The sequence below is a fragment of the Streptomyces sp. TE5632 genome (genome assembly GCF_054061295.1).
Genome location: NZ_JBSSEA010000003.1, coordinates 533735 through 559202, shown reverse-complemented (window position 1 = coordinate 559202; position 25468 = coordinate 533735). Strand labels below are relative to the sequence as shown.

Genomic DNA, 25468 nt, shown 5'->3' with positions numbered 1-25468 from the left:
CCGGCGGGGGCCTGTCGCGCCCGTGCGGCGGAGCCGCGTCGACACAGCCCCGCGCCCCTCAGGGAGTTGTCCTCACCCGGGAATGCAGGTGCCGCGCGTCACGTTGTCCACTAGGAACACGAGGAGGAGCGGTCACGGTGCTTGATCCGCAGGGTTTGTACGCATGGGAGCCGAAGGGGCTGGCCGTCGTCGACATGGCGCTCGCCCAGGAATCGGCCGGACTTGTCATGCTCTACCACTTCGACGGGTACATCGACGCGGGCGAGACCGGCGACCAGATCGCCGAGCGGCTGCTCGACTCGCTGCCCCACCAGGTGGTCGCCCGATTCGACCACGACCGGCTCATCGACTACCGGGCCCGGCGCCCACTGCTGACCTTCACCCGCGACCGCTGGACCGACTACGAGGTGCCCGCCCTCGAGGTGCGACTGGTCCAGGACGCCACCGGGGCGCCGTTCCTGCTGCTGTCCGGGCCCGAACCGGACGTCGAGTGGGAGAGGTTCGCCGCCGCGGTGCAGCAGATCGTGGAGCGGCTCGGCGTCCGCCTGTCGGTGAACTTCCACGGCATTCCGATGGGCGTCCCGCACACGCGGCCGGTGGGCATCACCCCGCACGGCAACCGCACCGACCTCGTCCCGGGCCACACCGGCCCCTTCGAGGAGGCGCAGGTGCCCGGCAGCGCCGAGGGACTCGTCGAGTACCGGCTCATGCAGGCCGGGCACGACGTGCTGGGTGTCGCCGCGCACGTGCCGCACTACATCGCCCGCTCCGCTTATCCGGACGCGGCGCTGACCGCCCTGGAGGCCATCACGGCCGCGACCGGCCTGGTCCTGCCGGGTGTGGCGCACTCCCTGCGCACCGACGCCCACCGCACGCAGACCGAGATCGACCGCCAGGTCCGGGAGGGCGACGACGAGCTCACGGCCCTCATCCAGGGCCTCGAGCACCAGTACGACGCCGCCGCGGGCGCCGAGACCAGGGGCAACATGCTCGCCGAGCCGGTGGAGATCCCGTCGGCGGACGAGATCGGGCTCGAGTTCGAGCGGTTCCTCGCGGAGCGCGAAGGCGACAACTGAGACAGGGCCGCCACCGTCGCCGCCGGTGGCAGGCCCTAAGCTTCGGGTCATGCTGACGGTGGGCCTGACCGGCGGGATCGGAGCCGGCAAGAGCGAGGTGTCGCGGCTGCTCGTCGAGTGCGGGGCCGTACTGATCGACGCGGACCGCATCGCGCGCGAGGTCGTCGCACCGGGGACACCCGGACTCACGGCGGTCGTGGAGTCCTTCGGCGAGGGCGTACTCGCCGAGGACGGCAGCCTGGACCGGCCGGGACTGGGATCGATCGTCTTCGCCGACCCGGAGAAGCTCGCCGTCCTCAACTCGATCGTCCACCCCCTGGTGGGCGCACGCTCCCGTGAGCTGGAGGAAGCCGCCGCCGAGGACGCCGTCGTCGTCCACGACGTACCCCTCCTCACGGAGAACGGCCTCGCTTCCCTCTACGACCTCGTGATCGTGGTCGACGTGAGCGCCGAGACCCAGCTCGACCGTCTCACGGGCCGCCGCGGCATGAGCGAGCAGGACGCACGCGCGCGGATGGCGGCCCAGGCGACGCGCGAGCAGCGCCGGGAGATCGCGGACATCGTCATCGACAACGACGTCCCCCTGGAGGACCTGGCGCGGCGGGTGAAGGACGTATGGGCCGAACTCGTCCGCAGGGAGCGGGCGGCCCGTCGGCCCGCGCAGGAATAGGCGCCCCCGTCCGGGGCGTTGAACCGGTTCGACGAGGGAAGGATGCGGCTGTGCCCGAGCTCAGTGGTTCGACCGGACGTACGCCGGAGACGCATGTCATCGACTTCCGTGCCGCCGAGCAACTGCTCGCCTCGCGGGACCCGCGGGGTGCGGTGAAGCTGCTCGACGGGGTCATAGACGCGTACCCGGAGAACACCGCTGCGCGGTTGCTGCGCGCGCGTGCGTTCTTCGCGGCGGCCCAGCTGAGGCCGGCCGAGCTCGAGTTCTCCATCGTCCTGGAGCGCGAGCCGGACAACGCCTTCGCGCACTTCGCGCTCGCCCGTACCTACCAGCGGCAGAGCCGGCCCGACCCGGCCAGGCGCCACTTCCGGCTGGCCGCCGCGCTGGACCCGAACCCGGAGTACCTGAAGGCCGCGAGCTTCGACACCTGAGCGGGACCGCCCGCGCTTCCGCCGGTCACACGGTCATCACGGGCCCCTGGGCGGTTCGTACGGGGGGACGCCGCGGCCCGGCTGGTAGTGCGGCCCCTGACGGAGGTGCCGGACGACCACGATCAGATCGATCGTGACGACCAGCCACAGCACCCCGCACAGGAGCGCCCAGCCCGGGTGGCCGGAGAGCATGAACGCCACCGTCCCGCAGACCGTCCACACCTCGCCCCACACACTCAGCCAGAGCCGCGCGCGCAGCGCACTGCGCGCGGTCCTCGGCTCACTGCCTGTACGCATCTCGTCACCACCCCTCCCGACTTCACCGTACGCCAGGACGGCGAGGGGCGGCGTCTTCACTCGTTCGGGTGGACCGAGGGAGGAGGGGAACGGGCTTGCGGATCCGGTCCGTTGGACGGACATGGAGCCGAGAACGCGTGAGGGATACAAGGGGACGGGCCCCGGGGCGATCACCCCGGACGGCTGCGCGGTGGAGCTGTACTCGCGACTGCCCGTCGGTGACGAGCCGGACATCATCGCCGCCGCCGTTCCGGCCGGCGCGCGCATCCTGGAACTGGGCAGTGGAGTGGGGCGGATGACCCACGCGCTGCTGGAGCGCGGATTCGAGGTCACCGCGGTGGACGAGTCCGCCGAGATGCTGGAGCGCGTCCGCGGGGCCCGGACCATATGCGGCCCCGTAGAGGAGCTGCGACTGGACGAGACGTTCGACGTGGTGCTCCTCGCGTCGTTCCTGGTGCACGCGGGCGACCCGGAGGTACGGCGGGGAATGCTGCGTACCTGCGCGCGGCATCTGGCGGAGGGAGGGTGCGTACTGATCCAGCGGGAGGGCGAGGACTACCACACGAATCTGCCGCGCGAGCGGGTGGACCCGGCCGGCTTCACCGTGCGGATCGTGTCGGCCGAGCCGGTCGGCGACGGGGTCGACTCCGTGCACGCGGAGTACGTGTTCCCGGACGCGGTATGGACGCAGACGTTCCGGTCGCGGCGGTTGACGAGGGAGCAGTTCGAGGAGGCGCTGGAGGAGGCGGGCCTGGCCGTGGACCGGTATCTGACGAAGGACGGGATCTGGGTGAGGGCGGTGGCGCCGGAGAGCCGGTGACACCGCCCGTCCTGATCGTGGGCCCGCCTCGGACCGGCGCCGTTCCTTCAGGGGCGCGGCGCCGTGCCGCCGGGGACGCCAGGACCCCCCAGACCTCGCAGGCGTTCCAGTTCGCGTCGGTCGCGCTTGGTCGGGCGGCCCGCGCCGCGGTCCCGGACACCGGCGGGGGCGACGGCGTCGCGGGGCGGAGGCGGCGGGGAGTTGTCGACATAGCACTGGACGGCCACCGGGGCGCCCACCCGCTTGCGGATCAGCCGCTTGACGACGACGACCCGCTCCCGGCCCTCGTGCCGCAGCCGCACCTCGTCACCGACGCGCAGGGAGTGCGCGGGCTTCACCCGCTCGCCGTTCACCCGCACATGGCCGCCCCGGCAGGCGGTGGAAGCGAGGGAACGCGTCTTGAGCAGGCGCACGGACCAGATCCAGCTGTCGGTGCGAACGGTCTCGCCGGCCTGCGGGCCGGCAGCCTCGGCAGCGGCCACAGCGGCGGCGGTCTTCGGATCCTCGGAAGCCATGGTCCCGACCTTAGCCCTCCGGGACGGCCGGGCGGGAAGGGAATTCGCCGGAACCAAGATCCCAAAGAAGTTCCGCATCCGTCGCCCTGGAGGGAACGGCGTGAGCGCCGAACCGCTGGGCCGCCGGAGACACGGACGGTCCGACGCCGCTACGTCACCGTCTGCGCTCTGCCCTGGCTGCCCCGGGTCGCTGCCCTGGCTGCTGACGGCGGCCATGCTGCTCTCGGGAGCTCTCCTGTGGCTGCGCGAGCCCGACCGGCCCGCCGTGTCGGCGGCGCGCGGCACCATCCGGTCAGCGCTGTGAACCCGCGGGCCGTGAACCCGCGGACGGCGGCCCGTCCTACCGTGGAGCTATGGACCCCAGCGGCCTCCCCGGCCCGGCCGGCACCCACGACCTCCCGGGCCTTTTCGACCTCGACCGGCGCATCGCCGGCTGTCGCGCCTGTCCGCGGCTGGTGGACTGGCGGGAGGAGGTCGCCCGTACCAAGCGCGCCGCGTTCGCCGACTGGACGTACTGGGGCCGGCCGGTGCCGGGATTCGGGTCGCCGGACGCCAGGCTGCTGATCGTCGGGCTGGCACCCGCCGCGCACGGCGGCAACCGCACCGGCCGGATGTTCACCGGGGACCGCTCCGGCGACGTGCTGTACGAGGCGCTGTACGACGTCGGACTCGCCTCGCAGCCGACCTCCACGCACGCCGGGGACGGCCTGGAACTGTACGGCGTACGCATCACCGCACCCGTGCACTGCGCCCCGCCCGCCAACAGGCCGACCCCCGGGGAACGGGACACCTGCCGGCCCTGGCTGGTCCGGGAACTGCGGCTGCTGCGGCCGACGCTGCGGGCCGCGCTCGTCCTCGGCGCCTTCGGCTGGCAGGCCGCGCTGCCCGCGCTCACCGAGGCGGGCTGGACCGTGCCCCGCCCCCGCCCGGCCTTCGCCCACGGCACCCGTGTCACGCTCCCCACCCCGGACGGCGACGACCTGCACCTGTACGGCTGCTTCCACGTGAGCCAGCGCAACACCTTCACCGGCAAACTCACCCCCGGAATGCTCCGGGAGGTGCTGTACGCGGCAGCCGAGGCGGCGGGGCTGCCCACGCGGAAATAGAGATGAGCCCGCGCTGCACGGCCCGCTACGGTGCAGCAATGGGCCTGTATCCGGAGATCGAACCGTACGACCACGGCATGCTCGACGTCGGCGACGGCAACCGCGTGTACTGGGAGACCTGCGGGAACCCGCACGGCAAGCCCGCGCTGGTGCTGCACGGCGGACCGGGAAGCGGCGCGAGCCCCACCCTCCGGCGCTACTTCGACCCGGCCGCGTACCGCATCGTGCTGCTCGACCAGCGCGGCGCCGGACGTTCGACCCCTCACTCCGCCGAATCCGCCACCGACATGAGCGTCAACACGACCGTGCACCTCATGGCCGACCTGGAGCGGCTGCGCGCCCACCTGGGCATCGAGCGGTGGCTGGTGTGGGGCGCGTCCTGGGGTTCGGTGCTGGGACTGCGGTACGCGCAGACGCACCCCGGGGTGGTGTCCGAGCTGGTGCTGACGGCAGTGGCGACCGGTTCCAACCCAGAAGTGGCCCTGCTGACCCGAGGACTGGGGAAACTCTTCCCGGAGGCCTTCGCCCGCTTCCTCGCCGAACTGCCCGCCGACGAGCGCGACGGCAACCTGGCCGCCGCGTACAGCAGGCTGCTGGAGTCCCCCGACCCGGAAGTGAGGGAACGGGCCGCACGGGCCTGGACCGACTGGGAGACGGCGACGATCCCCGCCCCGCCCGGTTCGGTCGCGCGGTTCGAGGACCCGGAGTTCCGTACGGGTTTCGCCCGCGCCGTCACCCACTACTGGGGCCACGACCACTTCCTGGGCGAGGGCAACGACGAGGGTGTGGTCCTCCGCGACGCGCACCTGCTGAAGGGCATTCCCGGCACCCTGGTCCAGGGCAGCCTCGACTTCGGCAACCTCCTCGGCACCGTCTGGCGCCTCCATCACGCCTGGCCGGACAGCGAACTGGTGATCGTGGACGAGGCCGGGCACGACGCCGGAGCGACCGGGAACGACGTACTGGTGGCAGCGACCGACCGGTACGCGCGCACTCACGGCTGACGATCCGCCCTACGGCCGCCACACGTACCGCACGTCCGGCTCCCGCTCCTCGTTCCCGCAACCGTCCGTCCACTCCACGGCCTCGAAGCCGTGCCGCTCGTAGAAGCGGTGCGCGGGCGCGTTGACCTGGAAGGTCCACGGGGAAAGCCCCTCGGGGCCGCGCTCCTCGGCCGGCGCGACGAACCGGTCACCGAGCCCGCGCCACTCGGGGGCGAGGTACAACTGCGCCGGCTCCTCTTTTCGTTCGCCCCTCCTCGGCCACCCCCGTACCCTGCGCGTCGGCCACCCCGCACACCGATGACCGTCAGGAGCTCCGCAGTGCCCCCCTCCCTCCCCGACCGGGCATTCCTCGACCGCACCGCCGACCGGCTCGCCACCCTCCCCGGCGTCCGGGCCGTCACCCTCGGCGGCTCACGAGCCCAGGGCGCCGAACGGCCTGACAGCGACTGGGACTTGGCGGTCTACTACCGGGGATCCTTCGACCCCGACGACCTGCGCGCCGTCGGCTGGGAGGGCGAGGTCTCCGAGATCGGCGGTTGGGGCGGCGGCGTCTTCAACGGCGGCGCCTGGCTGACCGTCGACGAGCGCCGCGTCGACGTCCACTACCGTGACCTCGACGTCGTCGAGCACGAGCTGACCGAGGCGGAGCACGGTCGTTTCCGCGTCGAGCCGCTGATGTTCCACCTCGCCGGCATCCCGACATACCTGCTGGTCGCGGAGCTCGCGATCAACAGGGTGCTGCGCGGCGACCTCCCCGGCCCCGCCGCCTACCCGCGGGCCCTGCGCGAGACCGCCCCGCCCCGCTGGTACGGCACGGCCACCGCCACCCTCGCCTACGCCAAGGCCGGCCACGCGCCCAAGGGCGCCCTCACCCAGGTCGCGGGGGCCGTCGCCGTCGCCGCGACCCACACCGCGCACGCGGTGATGGCGGCGCGGGGGGAGTGGGTCACCAATGAGAAGGGCCTGATCCACCGGGCGGGACTGACCGAAGTCGACGCTCTGCTGGAGGGACTGACGGCAAGCCCGGACGATCTCGTGCGCGCGGTCACGGCAGCCGAAGCGCTGTTTCGCCGGGCCGTGGAGACGGCCCGGCGGCGATCCGGCTGAGCGCAGGCGGCGTCGGCGGTGTCAGCCGGCGAGCAGCGGTGCGAGGAATCTGCTGGGCGTGCCGTGCCAGAGGACGGCCAGGGCGTCGCGGGAGCGGGTGGCCGCGACGAAGAGCGGGGAGCGGGCCCGCTGGAGTTCCCGGCGGTGGCGTAGCGCGTCGGTGTGCTGCACGCGGATCACGTCCGCGCGCGGCACGAGGCCTTCCGCCGCGCCGACGACGATCATGCGCTGGTACTCCAGGCCCTTGAAGCGGAACATCGTGCCGATGTGCACGCCTTCGTCGCCGCGTGGCCCGTCCGGACCGGTCTCCACCGCGTGGACGCCCGCCTGCCGGAGAGCCACGGCGACCTCCACGCCATGTCGTTCGTCGGTACGCAGACCGCGATCTGTTCCGACGGGACGTCGCTCCACTCCGTGACCAGCTCGGCGACGGCTTCCCGATGGTCCTCCCAGTCGGCGCACGCAGCAGCGGGCGGGTGCCGCTGAGCACCGACCGGTATCCGGCAGGGGTCTCCTCGCTGCCGTCGAGGTGCTGCCGTCGAGGTCGTCGAACGGCTCCCCGCTCAGCAGCCCGAGCGCCGAACCGAGGATCTGCCGGGTGGTGCGGTAGCCGAGGTGAGCCGGGCGGAGCGGCCGCGGACGTTGACGCCGAAGCTGCCGAGCGTCACCTGGTTGCCGTAGCCGCGCTGGTGGGTGTCGCCGACGAGGAACATGTCGTTGCGGTCGCGGGTGACCATGGCGCGCAGCGTCTTCCAGTGGCCCGGGCGCAGGTCCTGGGCCTCGTCCACGACGATGTGCCGGTAGCGGTGGCGCAGCCACCCCGCCGAACCGTCCTGGAGGTGGACAAGGACATCCGCCGAGGGGCTTCGCCACCGACCACGACGGACGGTGGCGAAGCCCCTCGGCGGGACAGGAACGAACTGTGCGACCTTCAGGCGGTGACGGTTGCCGCCGGGGCTGTGACGGCCGGTCGGCGCGGGTTACGCGTCGGCCAGTACGGCGGACGAACCGAGGGCGTCGGTCTCCAGCACCGGAGCGTGCGCGCTCAGAGCGGACAGAGCCGTGGCCTTCATGACCCGGACGCCCACGGCGATGCACTCCTCATCCACGTCGAACGCGCCCGAGTGGAGGTCCGGGGCGCTTGTCCGCCCGCGTTCCCGGACCCCCAACCGCAGCAGCCCTCCCGGAACCTGTTCGAGGTACCAGGCGAAGTCCTCGCCACCGAGGCTCTGCGGGGTGGGGTAGGTGGCTCCGGGTCCCAGTACGTCGGTGACGGCCTTGCTCATCACCGCCATCGCCTGCGGATCGTTGGTCACCGCCGGCGCGACCTGTACGAAGTCCGTGGCACAGGTGACGTTGTAGGTGGCCGCGATGGCGCTCGCGATGCGGTCGAAGTGGCCGGGCGCCTCCGCCCAGGCGTCACGGTGCAGCGAGCGGATGGTCCCCCGGGCGGTGACCCCCGCCGGTCCGTCACCGGTCCCGGCGTCGCTGTTGAGGGCACTGAAGACCACGGACGAGACCATGTCCGGTCCCGGCGTCAAAGCGTCCTGGAGGGCCCGCGGCATCTGGACGACGAGCAGGGACGCCACCGCGATGAGATCCACGCGCCGCGCCGGGCTCGCTTCGGCATGGGTGAGGCGGAGGTCGAACGTGGTCAGGCTGGAGGTGATGGGGCCCACCCGGACGCCGACCGTACCGACCTCACCGGCGGGATCGCAGTGCAGTGTGTAGATCACCGAAACGTCTTTGAGCACTCCGGCGTCGATGGCATCGAGTGAACCGCTCGGCACCGATTCCTCGGCGGGCTGGAAGATCAGCCGGACGCGCCCCTCCAGTTCGTCGGCACGAGGAGCGAGTTCCATCCCCACGCCCAAGACGACCGTCGTGTGCACATCATGACCGCACGCGTGACAGAAACCGGGCTTCGTCGACCTGTAGGGAACGTCTTTCTCGTCCGTCACCGGAAGAGCGTCGATGTCGGCGCGCAATGCCACGATCGGGCCGTTCTCGGTTCCGATGTCACAGAAAACGCCCGTCCCCGAGGGGAACAACCGGGGTTCGAGCCCTAACCCCCGCAACGTGTCGGCGACAAGCGCGGTCGTGGCGAATTCCTGACGTGCGATTTCAGGGTTCGCGTGAATACGGCGCCTGATTTCGATCAACGTGTTGAGCGTCGCTGAGTCCATGGTCAACTTTGCTTTTGATGGGGATGCGTCCGGCGCGCGCGGCCTTACCGCGTCCTCTGGCCGATGAGCGCCGAGACTAGCAGAGCGGTGAGGTCGGTTCAGGGCGTTTTGACCATGCCGGTGGCGGGCTGTTTCGCCTCGGATGTGGTGGCTTTGCCCGGCATTGCTGACTCCAGGTCGCCGGGGTCGGTGTTGGCGCCGCACAGCACCACGGCCACGGTCTCGTCCGCTCTCGGCTCGTAGACGTGGGAGAGCAGGGCGGCCAGTGGTGCCGCCGAACCCCATTCGACCGGCAGTCGGGCCGCCTTCCACAGGTCCCGCCGGGCCGCGGCGATCGCCTCGTCGGTGACCAGTACGCTCGACACCTCGCGCGAGACGGCCTGGTCGTAGGCGAGCCGGCTGACCCGGCTGGCCCCCAGCGCGTCGGCGGCGATGCCGCCCACCGGGGCGTCGACCGGTCCGCTCGCCCGGATGGCCCGGTGCAGGGAGGGGCAGCCCTCCGACTCCACCGCGACGACGTGGACGTGCGCCGGGGTGCCCGCGATCACCCCGGCCAGGAGTCCGCCGCCGCCCACCGCGACCAACACCGTGTCGACCTGCGGTAGTTGTTCGATGATCTCCAGGCCCATGGTGCCGTGGCCGATGGCCACCTCCGGCTGGTCGAAGGCGTGCAGGAACAGCGCGCCCGACGTCTTCGCGTGTGCCTGGCTGGCGGCCAGCGCGTCCGGGTAGAAGTCGCCGTCGATGCAGACCTGCGCGCCCCATTGCTCCAGCTTGCGCACCTTGACGGGGGAGACGGTCCGCGGCAGGAAGACGCGGACCGGAACCCCGAGGGTGCGTGCCGCGTGTGCTGCGGCGAGCCCGGCGTTCCCGCCGGACGCGATCACGGCCCCGGCCGGTCCGAGCGTGCCCGCCTGCCGGGCCAGGAGCATCTTGTTGAAGATGCCGCGGGGTTTGAACGATCCGGTGACCTGCTGGCTCTCCAGTTTGAAATGAATCCCTCGCATGTTCGGGAAGTCGACGCTGATCACCGGAGTCCGGCGTACGTGTGACCGAATGCGATCCGCCGCCTCCAGGATGTCCCGTTGTGCCAGCATCGCATCTCCTTGTCTGCGGAAAATGTGAGGGGATTATAGGGGGTTGGTGGATGTGAGGGGAATTCCGCGGTCCGCTGTCGGAAACGGCTGAAGAGACGTTCCGGAGGGGGTTCTTCTAATCTTTCAGGACCAGGTGATGATATGACCGTCGGCCGTCAGTCCGAGGCAGAAGCTCAACGTGATACGCCTGCCCCCTTCGGACGGGTCCACTTTGTGGAACCAGCGGGATCCGAGCAGCACGACATCTCCGATCCCGGGTGCCACCGTCGCGCCGGCGATTTTGGACACCACGTCGTCCTCGTAGCCGTATCCCCGTCTCCGTTCCTCGTCCCCGTGCTGCCAGCGGTGACGCCACACATGTGTGGTTCCGCCCCTCTCCGGAACCGATAAAAACACGTTCATGGCGGCCTGCCCTATCAGATCCAGAGGTCTGAACAGTTCGGGGCACTCGTGCAGGACGTCATCGAAATGAACATGTGTTCCGTGGTTGATCTCCCGCACCATTCCCGCATACAGCCTGCGGCCCTGGAGCGGCGCTCGCGTCACCGGTGCTCCCCACGCCTCACCCACCGCGGCGAGGACCCGGCTGCGAAGCCCGCCTCCCCAGGACGTCGTCCGCCAGAACCGGTCCGCGCGCTCCGCTTCCTCCCAGTACGGGGCGGGCAGCGCGGTGGCCGCCTCGAACTCGTTGACCGCGGGCCCCAGTTTGGCGATGGGGGGAAAGACGACCTTCCGGTCGTACTCCCCGGTTCCGGCGGCCGTGATCTCGTCGACGGCGAGACGGCACTCCTTTTCCGCGACCACCTGGGCCACCTGGACCATGGTCACCCGGCCGGAGAAGACCTCGGCCAGAGCGGACCGGGTGAGCCGGGGAGCCCTGAGTACGTCGTCGTCGACGAATTCCGGCGCGTTCTCCATCACACAGCCTCCGCTGTCTCACTGCTCTCCTGGAACCGACCGCACCGTTCCTCAGGTCCGGCAATCACGCCATGCGATCTCGAAGCCGAGCACTTCCCGACCTCCCTGCTCGGCCGTGGCGCGCTCCGCAGCCGACTCCTCCTGCTTGCCCAGTGCGTCGAGGGCGTCGGCCAGCGTGGTGCGTACCGCCAGGGTCTCGGGGTTGAGCGGCCCCCAGAGCTGGAGACGGGCCACGAGCACCTCACGCAGGATGTACTCTGCCTCCTCGGTGCGACCGTGTCTCAGCAGCGTTCTGGCCAGACTGTGCCGGACGTTGAGTGCTTCGGGCGCACTCGACTCCCCCCGCCGCTCCCACAACGTGGCGATCTCCTGTATCTCCCGCTCGGCCTCCTCCGTACGATCCAGCTGGAGCAGCGCACGCGCCAGACTGTGCCGGACGGTGAGGGTGTCGGGGTGGCTCTCCCCGCGCAGCACCCGTTCGTCCGCCACGACCACCGAGAACTGCTCCTCCGCGTCCCCCCAGCGGCCCTGTTCCAGCAGTGAACGGCCCAGCTTGTGCCTGGTCGCCAGGCAGTCGGCGTGAGCCATGCCCAGCAGAGCCGTCCTGGCCTCCAGGACCTCCCTGAACTCCGCTTCCGCCGCATGCAGTTTGCCCTGCTCCAACAACGACCTGGCGTACTCGTGCCGGACGGCGAGGACCCTCGCACGGCAGTCCTCGGAGCGGACCGCGTCGAGGGCGAGCACGTCACGCAGGAAGAGCTCGCCCTGCCGCGGGAGCCCGGACGCGATGATGTACCTGGCGACGACACGGATCAGGCGCAGGGCCTCCTTGCGCAGGGGCAGCCGCAACGGGACCTCCCGCCGCAGCGCGCGCAGCAGGGGATCCGCGCAGTGCGGGCTGAGCCGCAACCACGAGGTCCAGCACTCCGGGGCGTCCGGGTCCAGGCCTGCCGTCGCGTCCGTCAGAAGGTCGATGACCAGTTCCTGGTACCGGGTGCGGTCCTTCTCGCCCGGCCCCGTCCAGCAGCTCGAACGCACCAGGGGATGAATGGTCAGATGGTGAGAGTACGTGGGATCGGTGGCCCCGGCGGTGCTGCCCAGCTCCACCAGCGCCATGTCCGACAGCGCGCGGACGGTCGCCCGTAACTGGGCCGAGGTGATGTCGGCGAACAGCGGAGTGCGCCGCATCACCAGGTGGCTGAGCACCGCCGCATACGGCAGGGGCGCGTCGGCGAGCAGGGCCAGCAGCTTCAGCAGCGGCCGGGCGACGGGCAGTCCCGATTTCTCCAGCAGCGTCAGGGACAGCTCGGACGTCTGGTGCACCGCCTCCATGACGGTCTGCTCCTCGGGGCCCATCTCCCGCGGATGCTGCCACGAATCGCCCAGGGCCCGATCGAGGGCGGCCTGGTACTGCGTGAACGTCCGGGTGGTACTGCCCGAGCGCCAGACCGGACCGGCCAGTTCGCTGGCCAGGTAGCGTCCGGCGGCTCGCAGCGCGAGGGGCAGCCCTCCCAGCCGCTCGGCCAGGCGGTGGGCTTCCGCCGTCGGACCGGCGTCCGGGCCCGCGTAGTCCAGCAGGATGAGCGCGCCGACGGCGGGATCCACGACGTCCACGTGGTGCAACCGCACCCACGCCCCCCACGCCCCCACACTTCCGTTGCGTGAGGTGATCAGGACCCTGCCGAAGGGCGTACGGGGCGGCCGGAGCCAGCCGGTCCCGTCCGGCACCGGGCGCCCGGACGCGGCCAGCAGCCCCGGCTCGTCGGCGTTGTCGAAGATGAGCAGCCACGGCGTCCTCAGCGCGTCCAGGTGGTCCCACAGCAGGTCGGCCGGGCTGCGCTTGCCGGACCAGGCGATGTCCACCTGACTGGGGTCGGCCCCGAGCCGGCCGATGACCTCCCGCAGTCCGCTGCTGATGCGGGCGGCGCCGCGCGCGTCGATCCACCACACCATCCTGCCGTTGCCGGTGGCCTGCGACGCGACCTGCTGGGCGATCCGGCTCTTGCCGCAGCCTCCCAGCCCGTGCAGCACGTGTACCCGGGCTTGCGCGTCGTCCCCGTCGGCCGCCGCGGGCACCAGGGCCAACGAGGGCTCCAGGACCGCGAGGAGACCGTCCCGGCCACGCAGCCGGTGCGGATAGTCCGTCAACGGTACGTCGATGGAGTGGGCACGGAACTGTTCGGCCGACCGGTCCGAGTGGTGCGGATACCAGTAGTTGATGTCACGGTAGGCGAACGCCACCCGGCTGCTGCCGGAGGCGTTGAGCGACGTGCCGGAGGGGATGTGCTCGGAATCCCGCTGCCCGTACCGCGGGTCCTGGTCGTGCGGACCCCGGTCGCCCGGTCCGGACGCCGGGTCCTGGCAGTCCATGTGTCAATCCCCGTCGGTGATGTGCATGTCCCGGGCGGCTATGTAGGCCCGTGACTGGTCGTGCGTCTCCGTCTTGACGACGATCGACCGGACCTGGTCCTGCTCGTCCGGCTCCAGCGTGGGAACGATCCGCTCCTCGAGTACCGTCCGCATCTCCGCCGAGAGTGCGGGGTGTTCCGACAGGAACTCCTGAAGCCGTAGCCGCCACATCCCCGCCAGGGCTTCCTCGGTCGCCGTGTCCTCGTCCTCCCGGGCCGACACGACCTGCGGCCGCAGCACTTCCAGTTCCCTGCCGACCGCTTCGGCCGTTTCCGGCCGCCCGCGGCGCCACATGGCCACCAGCGCGTCCTTGGCCTGCTTCCAGGTGTCGGTCGCCATCGCGGACACCAGCGCCGTTCCCAGAGCCATGGTGATCGGATCCAACACGTCCCCCCTCATCGGTCGGCCGGAATTCAACTGTAGAGCCATTCCACCGCTTCACGGACATGCTTGAACAAATCCCTTTTATCCCTTGGGTAACGCGAGTTGCCTTTCCTCTCTTCTTTCCGTCCGGCGAGGGGGTGGTGAACCGGTGGTGCGGGGCGGAGCGCTCGAGGGCGCGATCGCGGGGGCCAACGACGTTGTTCAGAGCGGGGGGTTGGGTTACGGAGGGGGCATCGTCGCGGCCGGGGGGAACGCACGCCTCCCGGTGGATCGGAAGGTTCGGGGGCTTCGACGGGTCCCTGTCTGCTCACACTGGCCGGTACGGCCGGTACATCCCTGGTGGGACTGCTCGTCGCCGAGGGCTGGCAGCAGACGCGGGACGGGGTGGTGACCGTCTGGCGCCGCTTCCGTCCGGGGGTCGCCGAGGAGGTCGAGCGGGAGCTGGAAGCGTCCCGGGCCGCCGTGCTCGACGCCGGTGAGGGGGACGGTCCCGATCCGGCCGGGCGGCTGGAGGGGCAGTGGGTCGGGCGGTTCGCCGCGCCGCTCGGTGAGCACCCCGAGGCCGCCGACGAACTGCGGGACCTGGTGGACGGGTCGCAACGGCGGGCGGCCGGCGGCCAGGAGATCCGCGGCGACGTGCGCATGGAGGCGCGGGCGGAGGGCAACGCCCGCGCCTACCAGGCGGGCCGGGACCAGCACATCATCGGGCGATGAGAGAACCGGAGGATGGCGAGGGCGCCGGGACGCGGGGCCGCGCCTCGGGCAACGGGCAGGTGTACCAGGCCCGCGGGAACCAGTACGTGATCAACATCCACACCGCCGAGGCGCGGACCCGGACCGTACATGAGGCGCGTCAGCGAGCCGATGCCGTGTGTCGTGGTTCTGATGCCGAACCCGGCCGCGGGCTGGGCGTACGGGTGGCCGTTGCGGAGCTTGGCGGACAGGAAGCGCAGGGCGGAGCTGGACACGTCGACGCGATGGAGCCCCTCCTGCTCGAGCAAAGCCGAGAGCTTCGGTCCGCGCCCGCGCCGGACGCCGTCCGCGGCTCCATGACCCATTCCGGGCGCGGCCGCACAGTCGTGCGGGAAGTCCTACGGCAGGAGGTCGTCCGCCTCCATGAACACGGTGTGGGCGAACACCATGAAGCCCACGCACGCGGCGATGACCACACCGAGGAAGGCGAGCACGCAACCCGTCCCCGCGGCGAGCTTCCCGCGGGCCGGGGCGTGCGCCGTGGCACGCTCCGGGCTGTCGGCGAGGTAGTACACGGTGACGTGGTCGCCCACGACGACCGTCGACGGGCCGTTCGGCTCGTCGAAGCGGATGACACGCCCCTCCCGGGTCGTGAACTCGTAGACGTGGTGCAGGGTGGTGCGCACGCCGGTGTCCCCCGCGCCGCCTCTGGCCCTGGTGTAGGTCCGCAGACATCTCCCCTCGGCCGTGAGGCCGTGGTTCCAGGCGCCGCTGACCTGCCTGCTGCGGCTGATGGTCCTGGCGGCCATGACGGACACGCCGACGATCACGATGACAGGTATGACGTAGAAAAGAGCTTCCATCAGTTCCCCCACTGGTTCCGTCCGCGTCGGGGACGACCGGCACGGTGGGCGCCTGGTCACGGCGCCCGCAGAAGTGTCACACGGAAGATGCCCGAACCATGACGGAGAGATGCGATCTCTCGGCTTCATGCCGGCAGACCACCTGGGGATCTTTTGCCTCATGACAGTGAAACCCGATGCCCGTGTCACCTCCGTGTCAGCGACGGACCCTCACGTACCTCCCACGGTGACCGACGGGAAAACGGCCGGCAGCAGCCGACGGTGACTGCCGACCGGGCGACTGGCGGTGGTGCCCCGAGGCGGGGTGTGGTGGTTCCCGTTCGGTCCGCTGGTCAGTGACCAGCGGACCGGTGAGGGGGCCTCGACCTTCACCGTGGCTCGGGGCCTGGTCCGCTTCAGGTCAGTTCGTTGTAGGTGCTGCTGACTTCGCCGTCGACGCACTCGAGCGGAAAGCCGAGCCCGATCGGGTCGGCGGAGACGGTCAGGGTGAGCGTCTCGTTCGCCGGTGAGGCGTACGGGCGGCCCATGCGTCCAGGCGGTGCGAGACCAGCCGGCGGGCGAGGCGCGCGCCGCGCGGGGTCGAGGTGAACTGCATCGCGAACGTGTGGGTCGGCCGGGACGTATGTCTTTGCGGGGGAGCTGCCGACTCCATGGGGTAACCGTTGCGAACTGTACGTAGCGTCGGGTGGGTGTGACGCGCTGACCGGCGGTGGCTGTACGTCGCCGACGCGGGGCTTGTACACGGGGTGAGCCGTGACGGGGCCTCCGCGGGGCGGGTTGGTTGCGTACGCGATGACCACGCGGGGTGTTCGGCGGTGAGTACGTACGGGAGGTGCCGGGCGTGGAGGAACAGCGGCAGCAGGTGGACGGCCGGGAGCAGGAGGCGAGCGCGGGCATCCTGCACGTCTTCGGGCGGCAGTTGAAGCTGTGCAGGGAGCGGGCGGGGCTGGATCGGGCGACGCTGGGGAGCAGGGCGGGGTACTCCGCGTCGACCACCGCCGGCTTTGAGCAGGGGAGGCGGATCCCGCCGCCCAAGTTCATCGACAACGCGGATGAACTGCTGCACGCGGGTGGGTTGTTGAAGGCGGGGAAGGGGGAGGTGGCTCGGGCGCAGTATCCGGCGTTCTTTCGGGATGCGGCGCGGTTGGAGGGCGAGGCGGTTGAAATTCACCTGTACGACACTCATCTGGTCAACGGGCTGCTGCAGACGGAGGAGTACGCGCGGGCGGTCTTCGCCATGTGGCAGCCGCTTCCGGATGAGGCGATCATCGAGCAGCGTGTCGCCGCGCGACTGGCACGACAGGAGATCTTCACTCGGCGCCCCGCGCCACACCTCAGCTTCGTGATCGAGGAGACTGTCCTGCTCCGCCCGATTGGCGGCAAGGCAGCCTGGCGGGGCCAGTTGGAGCACCTGATGCTGATAGCGGAGAAGCGCAACGTGGTGATTCAGGTGATGCCGCTCGCTCGTCAGGAACACGCGGGACTGGCCGGCCCGTTCACCTTGATGGAGACCAGGGATGAGCGGAGGATCGCCTACACGGAAGTGCAAGGTGACAGCCGTGTCCACACAGAGCGTCAGAAAGTGCGAGGTCTTGAGCGCACGTACGGGATCCTTCGCGCGCAGGCCCTCACTCCGACAGACTCGCTTGCGTTGATCGAGAAGTTGCTGGGAGAGAGATGAGCGGGGACAAGGCCAGGTTCGATGACTTGGCGTGGTTCAAGAGCAGTTACAGCGCTGGAGATGGCGGCCAGTGCGTCGAGGTGGCTGCCGGGAGCGGCGCCCTGTATGTGCGCGACTCGAAGCACAGGGCTGGCCCCATGGTCAGCCTCGCACCGGAGACGTGGGCGGAGTTCGTCGGGTTCGCCGCTCGGCACACCGCGTAGAGCGAAGAGCACCCCAGTGCCCCGTGACCGCTGACCTGGGTCATGGGGCACCGGCGTACCCACGAGGACTGCGGCGGCCGGCGGCCGGCCGCGATCTCGGCACCCGTGGCCCACGGGAGGGAGGACCGACCCCGGTCCTGCGGGAATCCCACGGAACAAGCGCACCGCGGACCGTGTTCCTCCGAGAACACCCCTTTCGCTCGCACCGTCACATCCTGGAAACGAGACTGCCCCCTTCCCTCCGACAGTCCCGTTTACGGTGGACACCGCGCCCCTGCCCGGTCACCGTCGCCCGCGAGCCCGACCCCGCCCCCGACGAGACGACTGGAGCACCGTGTCCCGCACCACGCCCGCCGTACCTCTCTGGCTCGCCCACGCCCTGCGGGCCCAGCGCGGACCGGTCCCGTGGAGCGCGGTCACGCGGGGAGTGCTGGGCGGCGGACCCCTGCTGGTCGCCGCCGTCCTCGCCGGGCGGCCCACCCTCGGCGTCGTAGCCGTCATCGGCGCCATGTTCGCCGGGATCAACGACCGGCCGGGCAGCCGACGCGCCTCCGTCAGCGGGATCGGAGCGCCCGCGCTCGCCGGGGCGGCCGGACTCCTCGTCGGGACGCACGCGGGGGACCACCTCCCAGCCGTGCTGCTGACGCTGACACTGACCGGGTGCGGGCTGGTCGCCGGCGCGGTCAGCGCGCTGAGTCCCATCGGCTCCGCCGCCGGGATCCAGTTGCTCGTCGGGGCCGCCGTCGGCGCCGGAATGCCCCTGCCCGAACCCGGAGGGCAGCGGGCGCTCGCCTTCCTCGCCGGAGCCGCGTGGCTGCTCCTGCTGCGGCTGGCGCTGCCCGCTCCGGGGTCCCTCGCAGGAGACTTCCGGTTCGACGGCGAGCGGCATGCCGTGGCCGGCGTGTACGAGGCCGTCGCCGCGCTGCTCGACGCCGCCGGCTCACCCACCGCCACCGCGCGGCGCGCCGCACTCACCGCCGCCCTCGACCACGCGCAGGACGCGCTCGCCGGACCCCGGCTGCGGCGGTACGCCGGTTCCGCGGCCGAACGGCGACTGCACGCGCAGTACGCCGCCGCGCTGCCGCTGGCGGAGGCCGCGACCGCGCTGGCCTGGGCGGGGGAGGTCGTACCGGCTCGCGCGTCCGAAGGGCCCCGGCGGCTCGCCGTCGCCGTACGCGGCGGCGTCCCCAGCGGGCCGCTGCCCGCACCCTCCCGGTCCGTCCCCGCGCTGCGCGCCCTCGACGACGCCCTCCTGCGCGCCGCCGTGGCCTTCGACCGGGCCGACGGCGGCGACCTGCACACGCGCCGCCGGTCCCGCGCCGCTCTCACCCGTACCCTCCTCGGCACCCGGGGACAGGAGTACGGCCTGCGGGTCGCCCTCTGCTTCGGCGTGAGCGTCGCCGTCGCCCAGGCCCTGTACCACGCCCGCTGGTACGGGCAACACGAGTACTGGTACTGGCTGCCCGTCACCGCCGTCTTCCTCGTCAAGCCCGACCTCGGACCGCTCGCCTCGCGGGTGCTGAACCGGGCTGCCGGAACGGTGCTCGGGGCGCTCCTGTTCGCCGGGTCCGCCGCCGTGCTGCCCCGGCCGGAAGGACTCATCTCGCTGGTGGCGGTCAGCGGGGCGCTCATCCCGGTCGCCGCCCGGCACTTCGCCGCGCAGACCACCGTCATCACCGTGCTCGTGCTCGCCCTGGTGATGGTGGGAGGTGAACCGCAGGCCTCCGTGGCACGGATCGGCGAGACGCTGCTGGCCTGTGTCATCGTGCTCGTCGTCGGACACCTGCCGATGCCCGTGCGGCGCGGCGGCGCCATCCGGGTCCGGCTCACGGAAGCGGGGGAGGCCGCGCACGCGTACCTCGCCCATGTGCTGGAAGGGTCCGGCGACCGCGCGGCCCGCTGGGTCCTGCGCCGTGAGGCCTACCGCGCCCTCGCCGAGGCCCGCGGCGCCATCGCGCTCGCCTCCGCGGAGCTGCCCGCGCTCGCCCGGCACGCCGACGGCGCGGACGAGTTCGCCGCCCTCCTCGAACGGCTCGTCGACACCACCACCGCCTGCGCCGTCCACCTCGACGACACGGGACGGCTCGACGCCCGTCACGCCGAGCAGCTCGCCGAACTCCGGGACGCCCTCGACCGGCGCCGCGAGCGCGTCGGGGGCCGGCTGCCGGAGCTGCCCGTCGCCGGGCGAGCCGATGACGGGGTGCGGTCCGTGCTGCCGTGAGCGGCCGGTACCCCCCTCGGCGCACCCGCGCTCGCGCGACCGGTGCGAAAAATCCTGGAACCGGGCGGGCGGGTTCCGATGAGTTCCGAAGGCGTCGTCGGTCACCCCTCGCAACGGGACCGTCGCACAGGAGGAACCATGTCGCTTCCGGAGATCGTCTCGCGTGCCGACTGGCGCGCGGCGCGCGAGGGACTCCTGGTCAAGGAGAAGGTCGTCACCCGCGCGCGCTATCACGACGAGTACGACGAGTAGGACGGAGAGGTGGCCCACTCCTGACGGTGAACGGGTGACGAGTAGGTCTCAGTAGCGTCACTGGGCGAGGCGTTTCCTCTGCCGTCGGCGTTTGACTCTACGAGTGCGACGCCGAACGGGAGGCAGCAGGTGAACGGGCGAACGGTGATTGAACGCTTTCCCGCGGGTGGGCCGCGGGGGTCCTGGCCGGCGGAGGAGTTCGCGCGGGCACGGCGTCTGGAGGGCCTGCCCGCCGAGGTCGTCATGGACCTCGCGACCGACATGTTCCTGGTGATCGTCCGCGGCGGCGACGGCGGCGCCCCCGCGGCCGCGGGGGGCCCGGTGCCTAGGCCGTGATCGGGCGGGACCAGCTCGGGGTGGTGTCCGTCAGGCGGCACACCGCGAGGTAGAGCGGTATCGGCGGGGTGTACGGGAGCGTGCAGTCGGGGCGGTGGATCAGGTCGGGGAGGTGCGGGGCGTCCGGCACGAGGGCACCGGTGTCGTAGCGCGCGGGGGCGGGCCACTCCAGGGCGTAGTCGGAATCGGACGGAACCAGCCACCACCAGTGCGTCTCGTCGGCGTAGACGCATCCCACCCGGGGCAGCCGGGGCATGACCAGTGGTCCGAAGCGGGCCGGGACCGCCACCGCGTCGCAGCCCATCGGCGCCGTCATCCCGTCGGGGACGGGCAGCCGCCGGGGCGGTACGGCCGGGGCGTGCCGCCCGCGCTGGAGGTGGACCAGCGTGTTCAGGCTCATGGTGCGAGCGCCCGTCACGCCCGTCCTCCGTCGAGGCTGTGCCGGTGCGTGGGGACGTACTCGCGCTGATGTGCGTGCGGGGCTGCCGTCGATGTCGCGGACGCCGCGGGCTTCGGGGCCGCCGCGGCGTGGTGTCGCTGCTGGGCTTCTTCGTCGTCCGGGGCGCCGTCCGGGCCGCCGGCGGGGTCCGGCTTGGGCCGCTCGCCCCAGCCGAGGTCGTTGTGCGGCTCGTTGGGAGGGCGCGCCAGGCCCGTCTTGCGGGGCAGCTCGGCCCAGACCAGCAGCCCGGGACCGTGCTCGTGGGCGCCCCAGGCGTGGCACATGGCGTCGACGAGAAGCAGGCCCCTTCCGTGCTCGTCCTCCGGCTGCCGCCGGGTGTTCGCCCGGGGCTGGTCGGGGCCGCAGCCCTCGTCCCGCACGGCTATGCGCACCAGATCGTCGCCGTCGTGCAGCTCGCAGACTATGTGGCTGCTGGCCGTGTGCACGATGGCGTTGGTGACGAGCTCGGAGACGACCAGGACCGCCGTGTCGCAGGTGTCCTCGCTCACCGACCAGCCGGTCAGCCGGGCCCTCGTCAGGCGTCTGGCCTGCGCGGGGGAACCCGGATGGGCGGCCAGTTCGAAACGGAACCGGCGCCGGGCGGCAGCCCCTGCGGCGTCGGTGGCTCCCGGGGCGGGGCCGAGACCGGAGGGGCTCGCAGCGGTGTCTGTTTCTAAGGGCGCGGGCGGAATCACGCTTGCCACTATCGCCCCGCCGTGCACACTTGGCAAGCATCACTCTGAAAAATCCAGAGTGCTGTGTGACGGTCTGGACGGCCGTGGCACACTGCTCGCAACAGCACCCCGCGCGGCGCCAGTTGAGGCTGTCGAAGAAAAGTTCGCATGAGTGGACGGATCTTCGAGGAGCTCTCGGATTGGCGCCGCCGGGCTGTCAGGAATCCTTTTCGTGGAGGTGGAGCGTGAGTGAACCGCGGTCCGCGCCGACGGTCGGCCAGGTCGTCCTCGGCCGGCGTCTGCTGGATCTGCGGGAAAGCGCCGGCCTCAAGCGTGAGGAGGCCGCCCGCGTCCTTCGCGTCGCCCCTGCCACGATCCGCCGCATGGAGACGGCCGAGGTCGCGCTCAAGATCCCGTACCTCCAGATGCTGCTGAAGGCATACGGCGTCTCCGACGAGGAGACCGACGCCTTCGTGCAGCTGGCCGAGGACGCCAACCGGCCCGGCTGGTGGCAGCGCTTCCACGAGATCCTGCCCGGCTGGTTCTCGATGTACGTCAGCCTGGAGGGCGCGGCCACCCTCATCCGCAGCTACGAGCCCCACTTCGTCCCCGGACTGCTGCAGACCGAGGACTACGCGCGTGCCGTGCTGCGCTCGGGTGCCATCGGGCAGACCAGTCCCGAGGACATCGAGGGTCACGTCGCGCTGCGCATGCAACGACAGGAACTGCTCACCCGTGACGACGCGCCCCGGCTGTGGGTCGTCATGGACGAGACGGCGTTGCGCCGCCCGGTCGGCGGCCCGGAGGTGATGCGTGCCCAGATCGACAGACTTCTCGACGCCACGAAGATGTCCAACGTGACGCTTCAGGTCGCCCCGTTCGCGGGCGGTCCGCACCCCGGCACGTACGGGCCGTTCGTGCTGTTCCGGTTCGGCATGCCCGAACTGCCGGACATGGTCTACAGCGAGTACCTGACCGGTGCCGTCTACCTGGACGCGCGTGCCGAGGTGGCGACCCACCTCGAGGTCATGGACCGCATGGCGGCGCAGGCCGCCACAGCACATCGCACGAAGGTGATCCTCAGGGATCTCCGCAAGGAGTTGTGAATGAACCACCTCACGTCCCTGTCCCTGTCCATGGCACTGGGCTCCCCCCTCCCGCTGCCCCGGCCGCGGGTCCGCACCGAGCGGATCTACAACGGCATGCCCGCGCGGGAGCTGGGCAGCGAGGGCTGGCACAAGCCGTGGAGCGGCGGCAACGGCGGCAACTGCCTGGAGGCGATGAAGCTCGACGACGGCCGGATCGCCGTACGGCAGTCCACCGACCCGGACGGGCCGGCGCTCATCTACACCTCGGCCGAGATGACGGCCTTCATCGAGGGAGCGAAAGCGGGAGAGGCGGATTTCCTGCTGTCCTGACGCTTGCCGACCGTTCTACCGTTGCCTCCCTGCGTACAAGCCGACGTTGATTGTTTCCCCCCGCACCCTGGTTCGGCCCTGAAATTGATCACTGACAGTTGCAGACACTTACGGAGTTCGTCATGACCGGGCAGCAGCCCTCCGTCGAGATCGACACGAGCAAGCCGCACACCGCGCGGATGTACGACTGGTACCTCGGCGGGAAGGACAACTACCCGGTCGACGAGGCCATGGGCCGGCAGATGCTCGCTCTCGACCCGAGAGTGCCGGTGATGGCCCGGGTGAACCGCGCCTTCATGCAGCGCGCCACGCGCTGGCTGGCCGGCCAGGGCGTACGCCAGTTCCTCGACATCGGCACCGGCATCCCCACCGAGCCCAACCTCCACCAGGTCGCCCAGGGGATCGCACCCGACGCGCGCGTCGTCTACTGCGACAACGACCCGATCGTGCTGGCCCACGCCGGGGCGCTGCTGCGCGGCACCGACGAGGGGGTGACCGAGTACATCCAGGCCGACGTACGCGAGCCGGAATCCATCCTGGAGGGTGCGCGGAAGATCCTCGACTTCGGCCGGCCGGTCGCGCTCTCCCTCATCGCGCTGCTGCACTTCGTCTCCGACGAGGACGGCGCCCACGAGCTGGTCGGACGGCTGCTGGCCGAGCTGCCCTCCGGCAGCCACCTGGTGATCTCCCACGCGACCTCCGACTTCACCCCCGAGGAGTCGAAGGCGGCCACCGAGAAGCTCAGGGCCGCGGGCGTCACCCTGGCCCTGCGCTCCCGCGAGGAGTTCACCCGCTTCTTCGACGGCCTCGAACTGGTCGAACCCGGTGTCCAGGTGCCCCACCTGTGGCACCCCGAGCTGGGCGAGCCCGTGCCCGGCCAGGACGACGGGGTGATCCCGGGATACGGGGCGGTGGGGCGCAAGGCGTAGGCCGCGGGGCCCGCGGGGCGCGGCTCGTACGGGTCGCGGGTCGGCCGGGTTGCCCGGGGCGGTTCCCGTCGGTGCGTCATGCCCTCATCGGGCGGTCGTACGGGCCGATGGGAGCCGGGAGACGGGTGGTGCCGTCGGTCAGGTGACGGTCGACGGCCGCCGCCACCGCCCGGCCCTCGGCGATCGCCCACACGATCAGCGACTGCCCACGGGCGGCGTCCCCCGCCGCGAACACGTCCGGCACGTTCGTGGCGAAGCCGGCGTCGCGCGCGATCGTGCCGCGCGGCTCCAGCTCCAGACCGAGCCCGCTGACGAGCCCGTCCGCCCGGTCCGGTCCGAAGAAGCCGAGCGCGAGGAGGACGAGGCCGGCCGGGAGAACACGTTCGGTGCCCGGTACGGGGCGGCGCTCCGCGTCCACCTCGACCAGGTGCACCGCCCGGACCCGCCCGTCCGCGTCGCCGGTGAGGCGGAGCGTGGACGCCGCGAACAGCCGCGCGTCGGAATTCCCGGTATTCCCGGCATTGTCGGCATGTTCGGCTACCGCAGGTGCCGTCCGCAGGGCGCGGGCCTCCTCGTGCGCGGGGGACAGCCGGTAGAGCTTCGGGTACGTCGGCCAGGGCTCGGTCTCCTCGTCGCGAACGGCGCCCGGCCGCTCGTAGATGTCCAGCTGGGTCACGGACGCCGCTCCCTCCCGCACGGCCGTGCCCAGACAGTCGGCGCCCGTGTCGCCACCCCCGACGATGACGACATCCCTGCCCGCGGCGGACAGCGGGGACGTCTCCAGGTCCCCCGCACAGACCCGGTTGGCGAGCGGCAGATACTCCATGGCCTGGTGGACACCGGTCAGTTCCCGTCCCGGGACGGCCAGTTCACGCCACGCGGTCGCCCCGGTGGCGATCACCACGGCGTCGTGACGCGCCCGCAGCTCGGCGGCGTCGACATCGCGCCCGACCGTCGTGGACGTACGGAACGTCGTCCCCTCGGTCCGCATCTGCTCGATGCGCCGCTCCAGATGACGCTTCTCCATCTTGAACTCGGGGATGCCGTACCGCATCAGCCCGCCGAGCCGGTCGTCCCGCTCGTACACGGTGACCGTGTGACCGGCCCGGGTCAGCTGCTGGGCCGCGGCCAGACCGGTGGGACCCGAGCCGATCACCGCCACCGTACGGCCGGAGAGCCGGTCCGGCGGGACCGGTGCGGCGAAGCCCTCCGCCCAGGCGCGGTCGGCGATGGCGCACTCGACGTCCTTGATGGTGACGGCGGGCTGGTTGATGGCCAGCACACATCCCGCCTCGCAGGGCGCCGGGCAGAGCCTGCCGGTGAACTCGGGGAAGTTGTTCGTGGCGTGCAGCCGCTCCGCAGCGGCCCGCCAGTCCTCGCGCGAGACCAGGTCGTTCCACTCGGGGATCAGATTGCCCAGCGGGCACGCCTCGTGACAGAAGGGGACACCGCAGTCCATGCAGCGGTCGGCCTGCTTGCTGACGATGGGCAGCAGCGCGCCGGGGACGTACACCTCGTCCCAGTCGCGGACCCGCTCCTCGACGGGCCGGCGCGGCCGGTCCTGGCGCGGCGTGGTCAGGAAACCCTTGGGATCGGCCATGGCCGTCTTCCTTGCGTACGCGGTGACGGGCCAGGCGTCGTGGGGCGGCGCTCCTCGGCGGTGGGGCGGCACCCCTCGGGTGCGCTCTCCCCGGCGCTCTGCTCCTTGGCCACGATACGACTGCTCATGCCCGCGCGCA

The 25468-nt window shown here is 71.4% G+C and carries 31 protein-coding genes and 2 pseudogenes; 17 read left to right on the top strand and 16 right to left on the bottom strand.

What is annotated here, in order from left to right; translation table 11 throughout:
- The first annotated feature begins 137 nt into the window (after positions 1-137).
- The 3 genes from ACVW19_RS07715 to ACVW19_RS07705 are packed head-to-tail and all read left to right on the top strand — an operon-like array spanning position 138 to position 2177.
- Complete coding sequence (locus ACVW19_RS07715; RefSeq protein ID WP_457457791.1) at positions 138-1076, top strand: PAC2 family protein; 939 nt, start codon at positions 138-140, stop codon at positions 1074-1076.
- A gap of 49 nt (positions 1077-1125) precedes the next feature.
- Positions 1126-1746, top strand: coding sequence for a dephospho-CoA kinase (gene coaE, locus ACVW19_RS07710; RefSeq protein WP_457457789.1), 621 nt, complete (start codon positions 1126-1128; stop codon positions 1744-1746).
- A 50-nt stretch (positions 1747-1796) separates the two neighbouring features.
- On the top strand, positions 1797-2177 hold the full coding sequence (locus ACVW19_RS07705; protein ID WP_384200135.1) for a tetratricopeptide repeat protein: 381 nt from the start codon (positions 1797-1799) through the stop codon (positions 2175-2177).
- Between the two features lie 36 nt (positions 2178-2213).
- Here the strand turns inward: ACVW19_RS07705 and ACVW19_RS07700 are convergent, their stop codons facing one another.
- On the bottom strand, positions 2214-2474 hold the full coding sequence (locus ACVW19_RS07700) for a DUF6343 family protein (protein WP_457457787.1): 261 nt from the start codon (positions 2472-2474) through the stop codon (positions 2214-2216).
- A 121-nt stretch (positions 2475-2595) separates the two neighbouring features.
- On the opposite strand from ACVW19_RS07700, the gene ACVW19_RS07695 reads away from it, so the two are divergent.
- Positions 2596-3294, top strand: coding sequence for a class I SAM-dependent methyltransferase (locus tag ACVW19_RS07695; RefSeq protein ID WP_457457785.1), 699 nt, complete (start codon positions 2596-2598; stop codon positions 3292-3294).
- 47 nt (positions 3295-3341) lie between these two features.
- On the opposite strand, the gene ACVW19_RS07690 is transcribed toward ACVW19_RS07695, so the two are convergent.
- Positions 3342-3809, bottom strand: a complete 468-nt coding sequence (locus ACVW19_RS07690) for an RNA-binding S4 domain-containing protein (protein ID WP_457457784.1) — start codon at positions 3807-3809, stop codon at positions 3342-3344.
- Between the two features lie 100 nt (positions 3810-3909).
- Here ACVW19_RS07690 and ACVW19_RS07685 point away from each other — a divergent pair, with 100 nt between their 5' ends.
- The 3 genes from ACVW19_RS07685 to pip are packed head-to-tail and all read left to right on the top strand — an operon-like array spanning position 3910 to position 5919.
- On the top strand, positions 3910-4113 hold the full coding sequence (locus ACVW19_RS07685) for a hypothetical protein (protein WP_457457782.1): 204 nt from the start codon (positions 3910-3912) through the stop codon (positions 4111-4113).
- A gap of 49 nt (positions 4114-4162) precedes the next feature.
- Positions 4163-4915 (top strand): uracil-DNA glycosylase, encoded by a 753-nt coding sequence (locus tag ACVW19_RS07680; RefSeq protein WP_457457780.1) that lies wholly within the window; start codon positions 4163-4165, stop codon positions 4913-4915.
- 38 nt (positions 4916-4953) lie between these two features.
- Positions 4954-5919, top strand: coding sequence for a prolyl aminopeptidase (pip, locus tag ACVW19_RS07675; protein WP_457457778.1), 966 nt, complete (start codon positions 4954-4956; stop codon positions 5917-5919).
- A 9-nt stretch (positions 5920-5928) separates the two neighbouring features.
- Here pip and ACVW19_RS07670 read toward each other — a convergent pair.
- Positions 5929-6156, bottom strand: a pseudogene (locus tag ACVW19_RS07670) (GNAT family N-acetyltransferase); the annotation flags it as partial.
- An 81-nt stretch (positions 6157-6237) separates the two neighbouring features.
- Here ACVW19_RS07670 and ACVW19_RS07665 point away from each other — a divergent pair.
- Positions 6238-7026: a nucleotidyltransferase domain-containing protein gene (locus tag ACVW19_RS07665; RefSeq protein WP_457457776.1), complete on the top strand. Its 789-nt coding sequence runs from the start codon at positions 6238-6240 to the stop codon at positions 7024-7026.
- 21 nt (positions 7027-7047) lie between these two features.
- On the opposite strand, the gene ACVW19_RS07660 is transcribed toward ACVW19_RS07665, so the two are convergent.
- The 7 genes from ACVW19_RS07660 to ACVW19_RS07630 all read right to left on the bottom strand — a co-directional run bounded on the left by ACVW19_RS07660 (position 7048) and on the right by ACVW19_RS07630 (position 14005).
- A complete protein-coding gene (locus ACVW19_RS07660) occupies positions 7048-7368 on the bottom strand; it encodes a 3'-5' exonuclease (RefSeq protein ID WP_457457774.1) in 321 nt (106 codons plus the stop codon).
- Positions 7369-7589: 221 nt separating this feature from the next.
- Positions 7590-7814: a hypothetical protein gene (locus ACVW19_RS07655; RefSeq protein ID WP_457457772.1), complete on the bottom strand. Its 225-nt coding sequence runs from the start codon at positions 7812-7814 to the stop codon at positions 7590-7592.
- Between the two features lie 192 nt (positions 7815-8006).
- Entirely contained in the window at positions 8007-9212 is a 1206-nt protein-coding gene (locus ACVW19_RS07650; RefSeq protein ID WP_457457771.1) for an amidohydrolase, read from the bottom strand.
- Between the two features lie 98 nt (positions 9213-9310).
- Positions 9311-10309 carry a serine/threonine dehydratase gene (locus ACVW19_RS07645; protein ID WP_457457769.1) on the bottom strand — a complete coding sequence of 333 codons (999 nt, stop codon included), beginning with the start codon at positions 10307-10309 and terminating at the stop codon, positions 9311-9313.
- Positions 10310-10432: 123 nt separating this feature from the next.
- Positions 10433-11227, bottom strand: a complete 795-nt coding sequence (locus ACVW19_RS07640; RefSeq protein ID WP_457457767.1) for a 2OG-Fe(II)-dependent halogenase WelO5 family protein — start codon at positions 11225-11227, stop codon at positions 10433-10435.
- Positions 11228-11278: 51 nt separating this feature from the next.
- Positions 11279-13597 (bottom strand): tetratricopeptide repeat protein, encoded by a 2319-nt coding sequence (locus tag ACVW19_RS07635; RefSeq protein ID WP_457457764.1) that lies wholly within the window; start codon positions 13595-13597, stop codon positions 11279-11281.
- Positions 13598-13600: 3 nt separating this feature from the next.
- Entirely contained in the window at positions 13601-14005 is a 405-nt protein-coding gene (locus ACVW19_RS07630) for a hypothetical protein (protein WP_457457763.1), read from the bottom strand.
- Between the two features lie 354 nt (positions 14006-14359).
- Between ACVW19_RS07630 and ACVW19_RS07625 the strand changes: the two genes are divergently transcribed.
- On the top strand, positions 14360-14734 hold the full coding sequence (locus ACVW19_RS07625; RefSeq protein ID WP_457457761.1) for a hypothetical protein: 375 nt from the start codon (positions 14360-14362) through the stop codon (positions 14732-14734).
- Here ACVW19_RS07625 and ACVW19_RS07620 read toward each other — a convergent pair.
- The 3 genes from ACVW19_RS07620 to ACVW19_RS07610 form a co-directional block, all read right to left on the bottom strand.
- Entirely contained in the window at positions 14695-15021 is a 327-nt protein-coding gene (locus tag ACVW19_RS07620) for a hypothetical protein (RefSeq protein ID WP_457464898.1), read from the bottom strand. The genes ACVW19_RS07625 and ACVW19_RS07620 overlap by 40 nt on opposite strands.
- A 90-nt stretch (positions 15022-15111) precedes the next feature.
- On the bottom strand, positions 15112-15576 hold the full coding sequence (locus ACVW19_RS07615) for a DUF3592 domain-containing protein (RefSeq protein WP_457457759.1): 465 nt from the start codon (positions 15574-15576) through the stop codon (positions 15112-15114).
- Positions 15577-15971: 395 nt separating this feature from the next.
- Positions 15972-16103 carry a hypothetical protein gene (locus ACVW19_RS07610; RefSeq protein ID WP_457457758.1) on the bottom strand — a complete coding sequence of 44 codons (132 nt, stop codon included), beginning with the start codon at positions 16101-16103 and terminating at the stop codon, positions 15972-15974.
- Between the two features lie 314 nt (positions 16104-16417).
- On the opposite strand from ACVW19_RS07610, the gene ACVW19_RS07605 reads away from it, so the two are divergent.
- The 5 genes and pseudogenes from ACVW19_RS07605 to ACVW19_RS07585 all read left to right on the top strand — a co-directional run bounded on the left by ACVW19_RS07605 (position 16418) and on the right by ACVW19_RS07585 (position 20269).
- Positions 16418-17257 carry a helix-turn-helix domain-containing protein gene (locus ACVW19_RS07605; RefSeq protein WP_457457757.1) on the top strand — a complete coding sequence of 280 codons (840 nt, stop codon included), beginning with the start codon at positions 16418-16420 and terminating at the stop codon, positions 17255-17257.
- The gene (locus ACVW19_RS07600) at positions 17254-17460 is read left to right on the top strand and encodes a DUF397 domain-containing protein (RefSeq protein ID WP_457457755.1); all 207 of its coding nucleotides are present in this window, start codon (positions 17254-17256) and stop codon (positions 17458-17460) included. Before ACVW19_RS07605 ends, ACVW19_RS07600 begins: the two co-directional genes overlap by 4 nt.
- A 334-nt stretch (positions 17461-17794) precedes the next feature.
- Positions 17795-19681: an FUSC family protein gene (locus ACVW19_RS07595; protein ID WP_457457754.1), complete on the top strand. Its 1887-nt coding sequence runs from the start codon at positions 17795-17797 to the stop codon at positions 19679-19681.
- 138 nt (positions 19682-19819) lie between these two features.
- Positions 19820-19909: pseudogene (locus ACVW19_RS07590) on the top strand (DUF899 domain-containing protein); the annotation flags it as partial.
- Positions 19910-20062: 153 nt separating this feature from the next.
- Positions 20063-20269 (top strand): hypothetical protein, encoded by a 207-nt coding sequence (locus tag ACVW19_RS07585; protein WP_457457752.1) that lies wholly within the window; start codon positions 20063-20065, stop codon positions 20267-20269.
- On the opposite strand, the gene ACVW19_RS07580 is transcribed toward ACVW19_RS07585, so the two are convergent.
- Positions 20259-20669 carry a hypothetical protein gene (locus tag ACVW19_RS07580; RefSeq protein WP_457457750.1) on the bottom strand — a complete coding sequence of 137 codons (411 nt, stop codon included), beginning with the start codon at positions 20667-20669 and terminating at the stop codon, positions 20259-20261. The two genes, ACVW19_RS07585 and ACVW19_RS07580, sit on opposite strands and share 11 nt — an antisense overlap.
- A gap of 14 nt (positions 20670-20683) precedes the next feature.
- Positions 20684-21412: an ATP-binding protein gene (locus ACVW19_RS07575; protein ID WP_457457748.1), complete on the bottom strand. Its 729-nt coding sequence runs from the start codon at positions 21410-21412 to the stop codon at positions 20684-20686.
- Positions 21413-21627: 215 nt separating this feature from the next.
- On the opposite strand from ACVW19_RS07575, the gene ACVW19_RS07570 reads away from it, so the two are divergent.
- From ACVW19_RS07570 to ACVW19_RS07560, 3 genes are all read left to right on the top strand, one after another.
- Positions 21628-22488, top strand: a complete 861-nt coding sequence (locus ACVW19_RS07570; protein ID WP_457457746.1) for a helix-turn-helix domain-containing protein — start codon at positions 21628-21630, stop codon at positions 22486-22488.
- A gap of 30 nt (positions 22489-22518) precedes the next feature.
- Positions 22519-22800, top strand: a complete 282-nt coding sequence (locus ACVW19_RS07565) for a DUF397 domain-containing protein (RefSeq protein ID WP_457464484.1) — start codon at positions 22519-22521, stop codon at positions 22798-22800.
- Between the two features lie 122 nt (positions 22801-22922).
- Complete coding sequence (locus tag ACVW19_RS07560) at positions 22923-23729, top strand: SAM-dependent methyltransferase (RefSeq protein WP_457457744.1); 807 nt, start codon at positions 22923-22925, stop codon at positions 23727-23729.
- Between the two features lie 76 nt (positions 23730-23805).
- Here ACVW19_RS07560 and ACVW19_RS07555 read toward each other — a convergent pair whose 3' ends face one another.
- Positions 23806-25329: a glutamate synthase subunit beta gene (locus ACVW19_RS07555; RefSeq protein ID WP_457457742.1), complete on the bottom strand. Its 1524-nt coding sequence runs from the start codon at positions 25327-25329 to the stop codon at positions 23806-23808.
- Positions 25330-25468 lie beyond the last annotated feature (139 nt).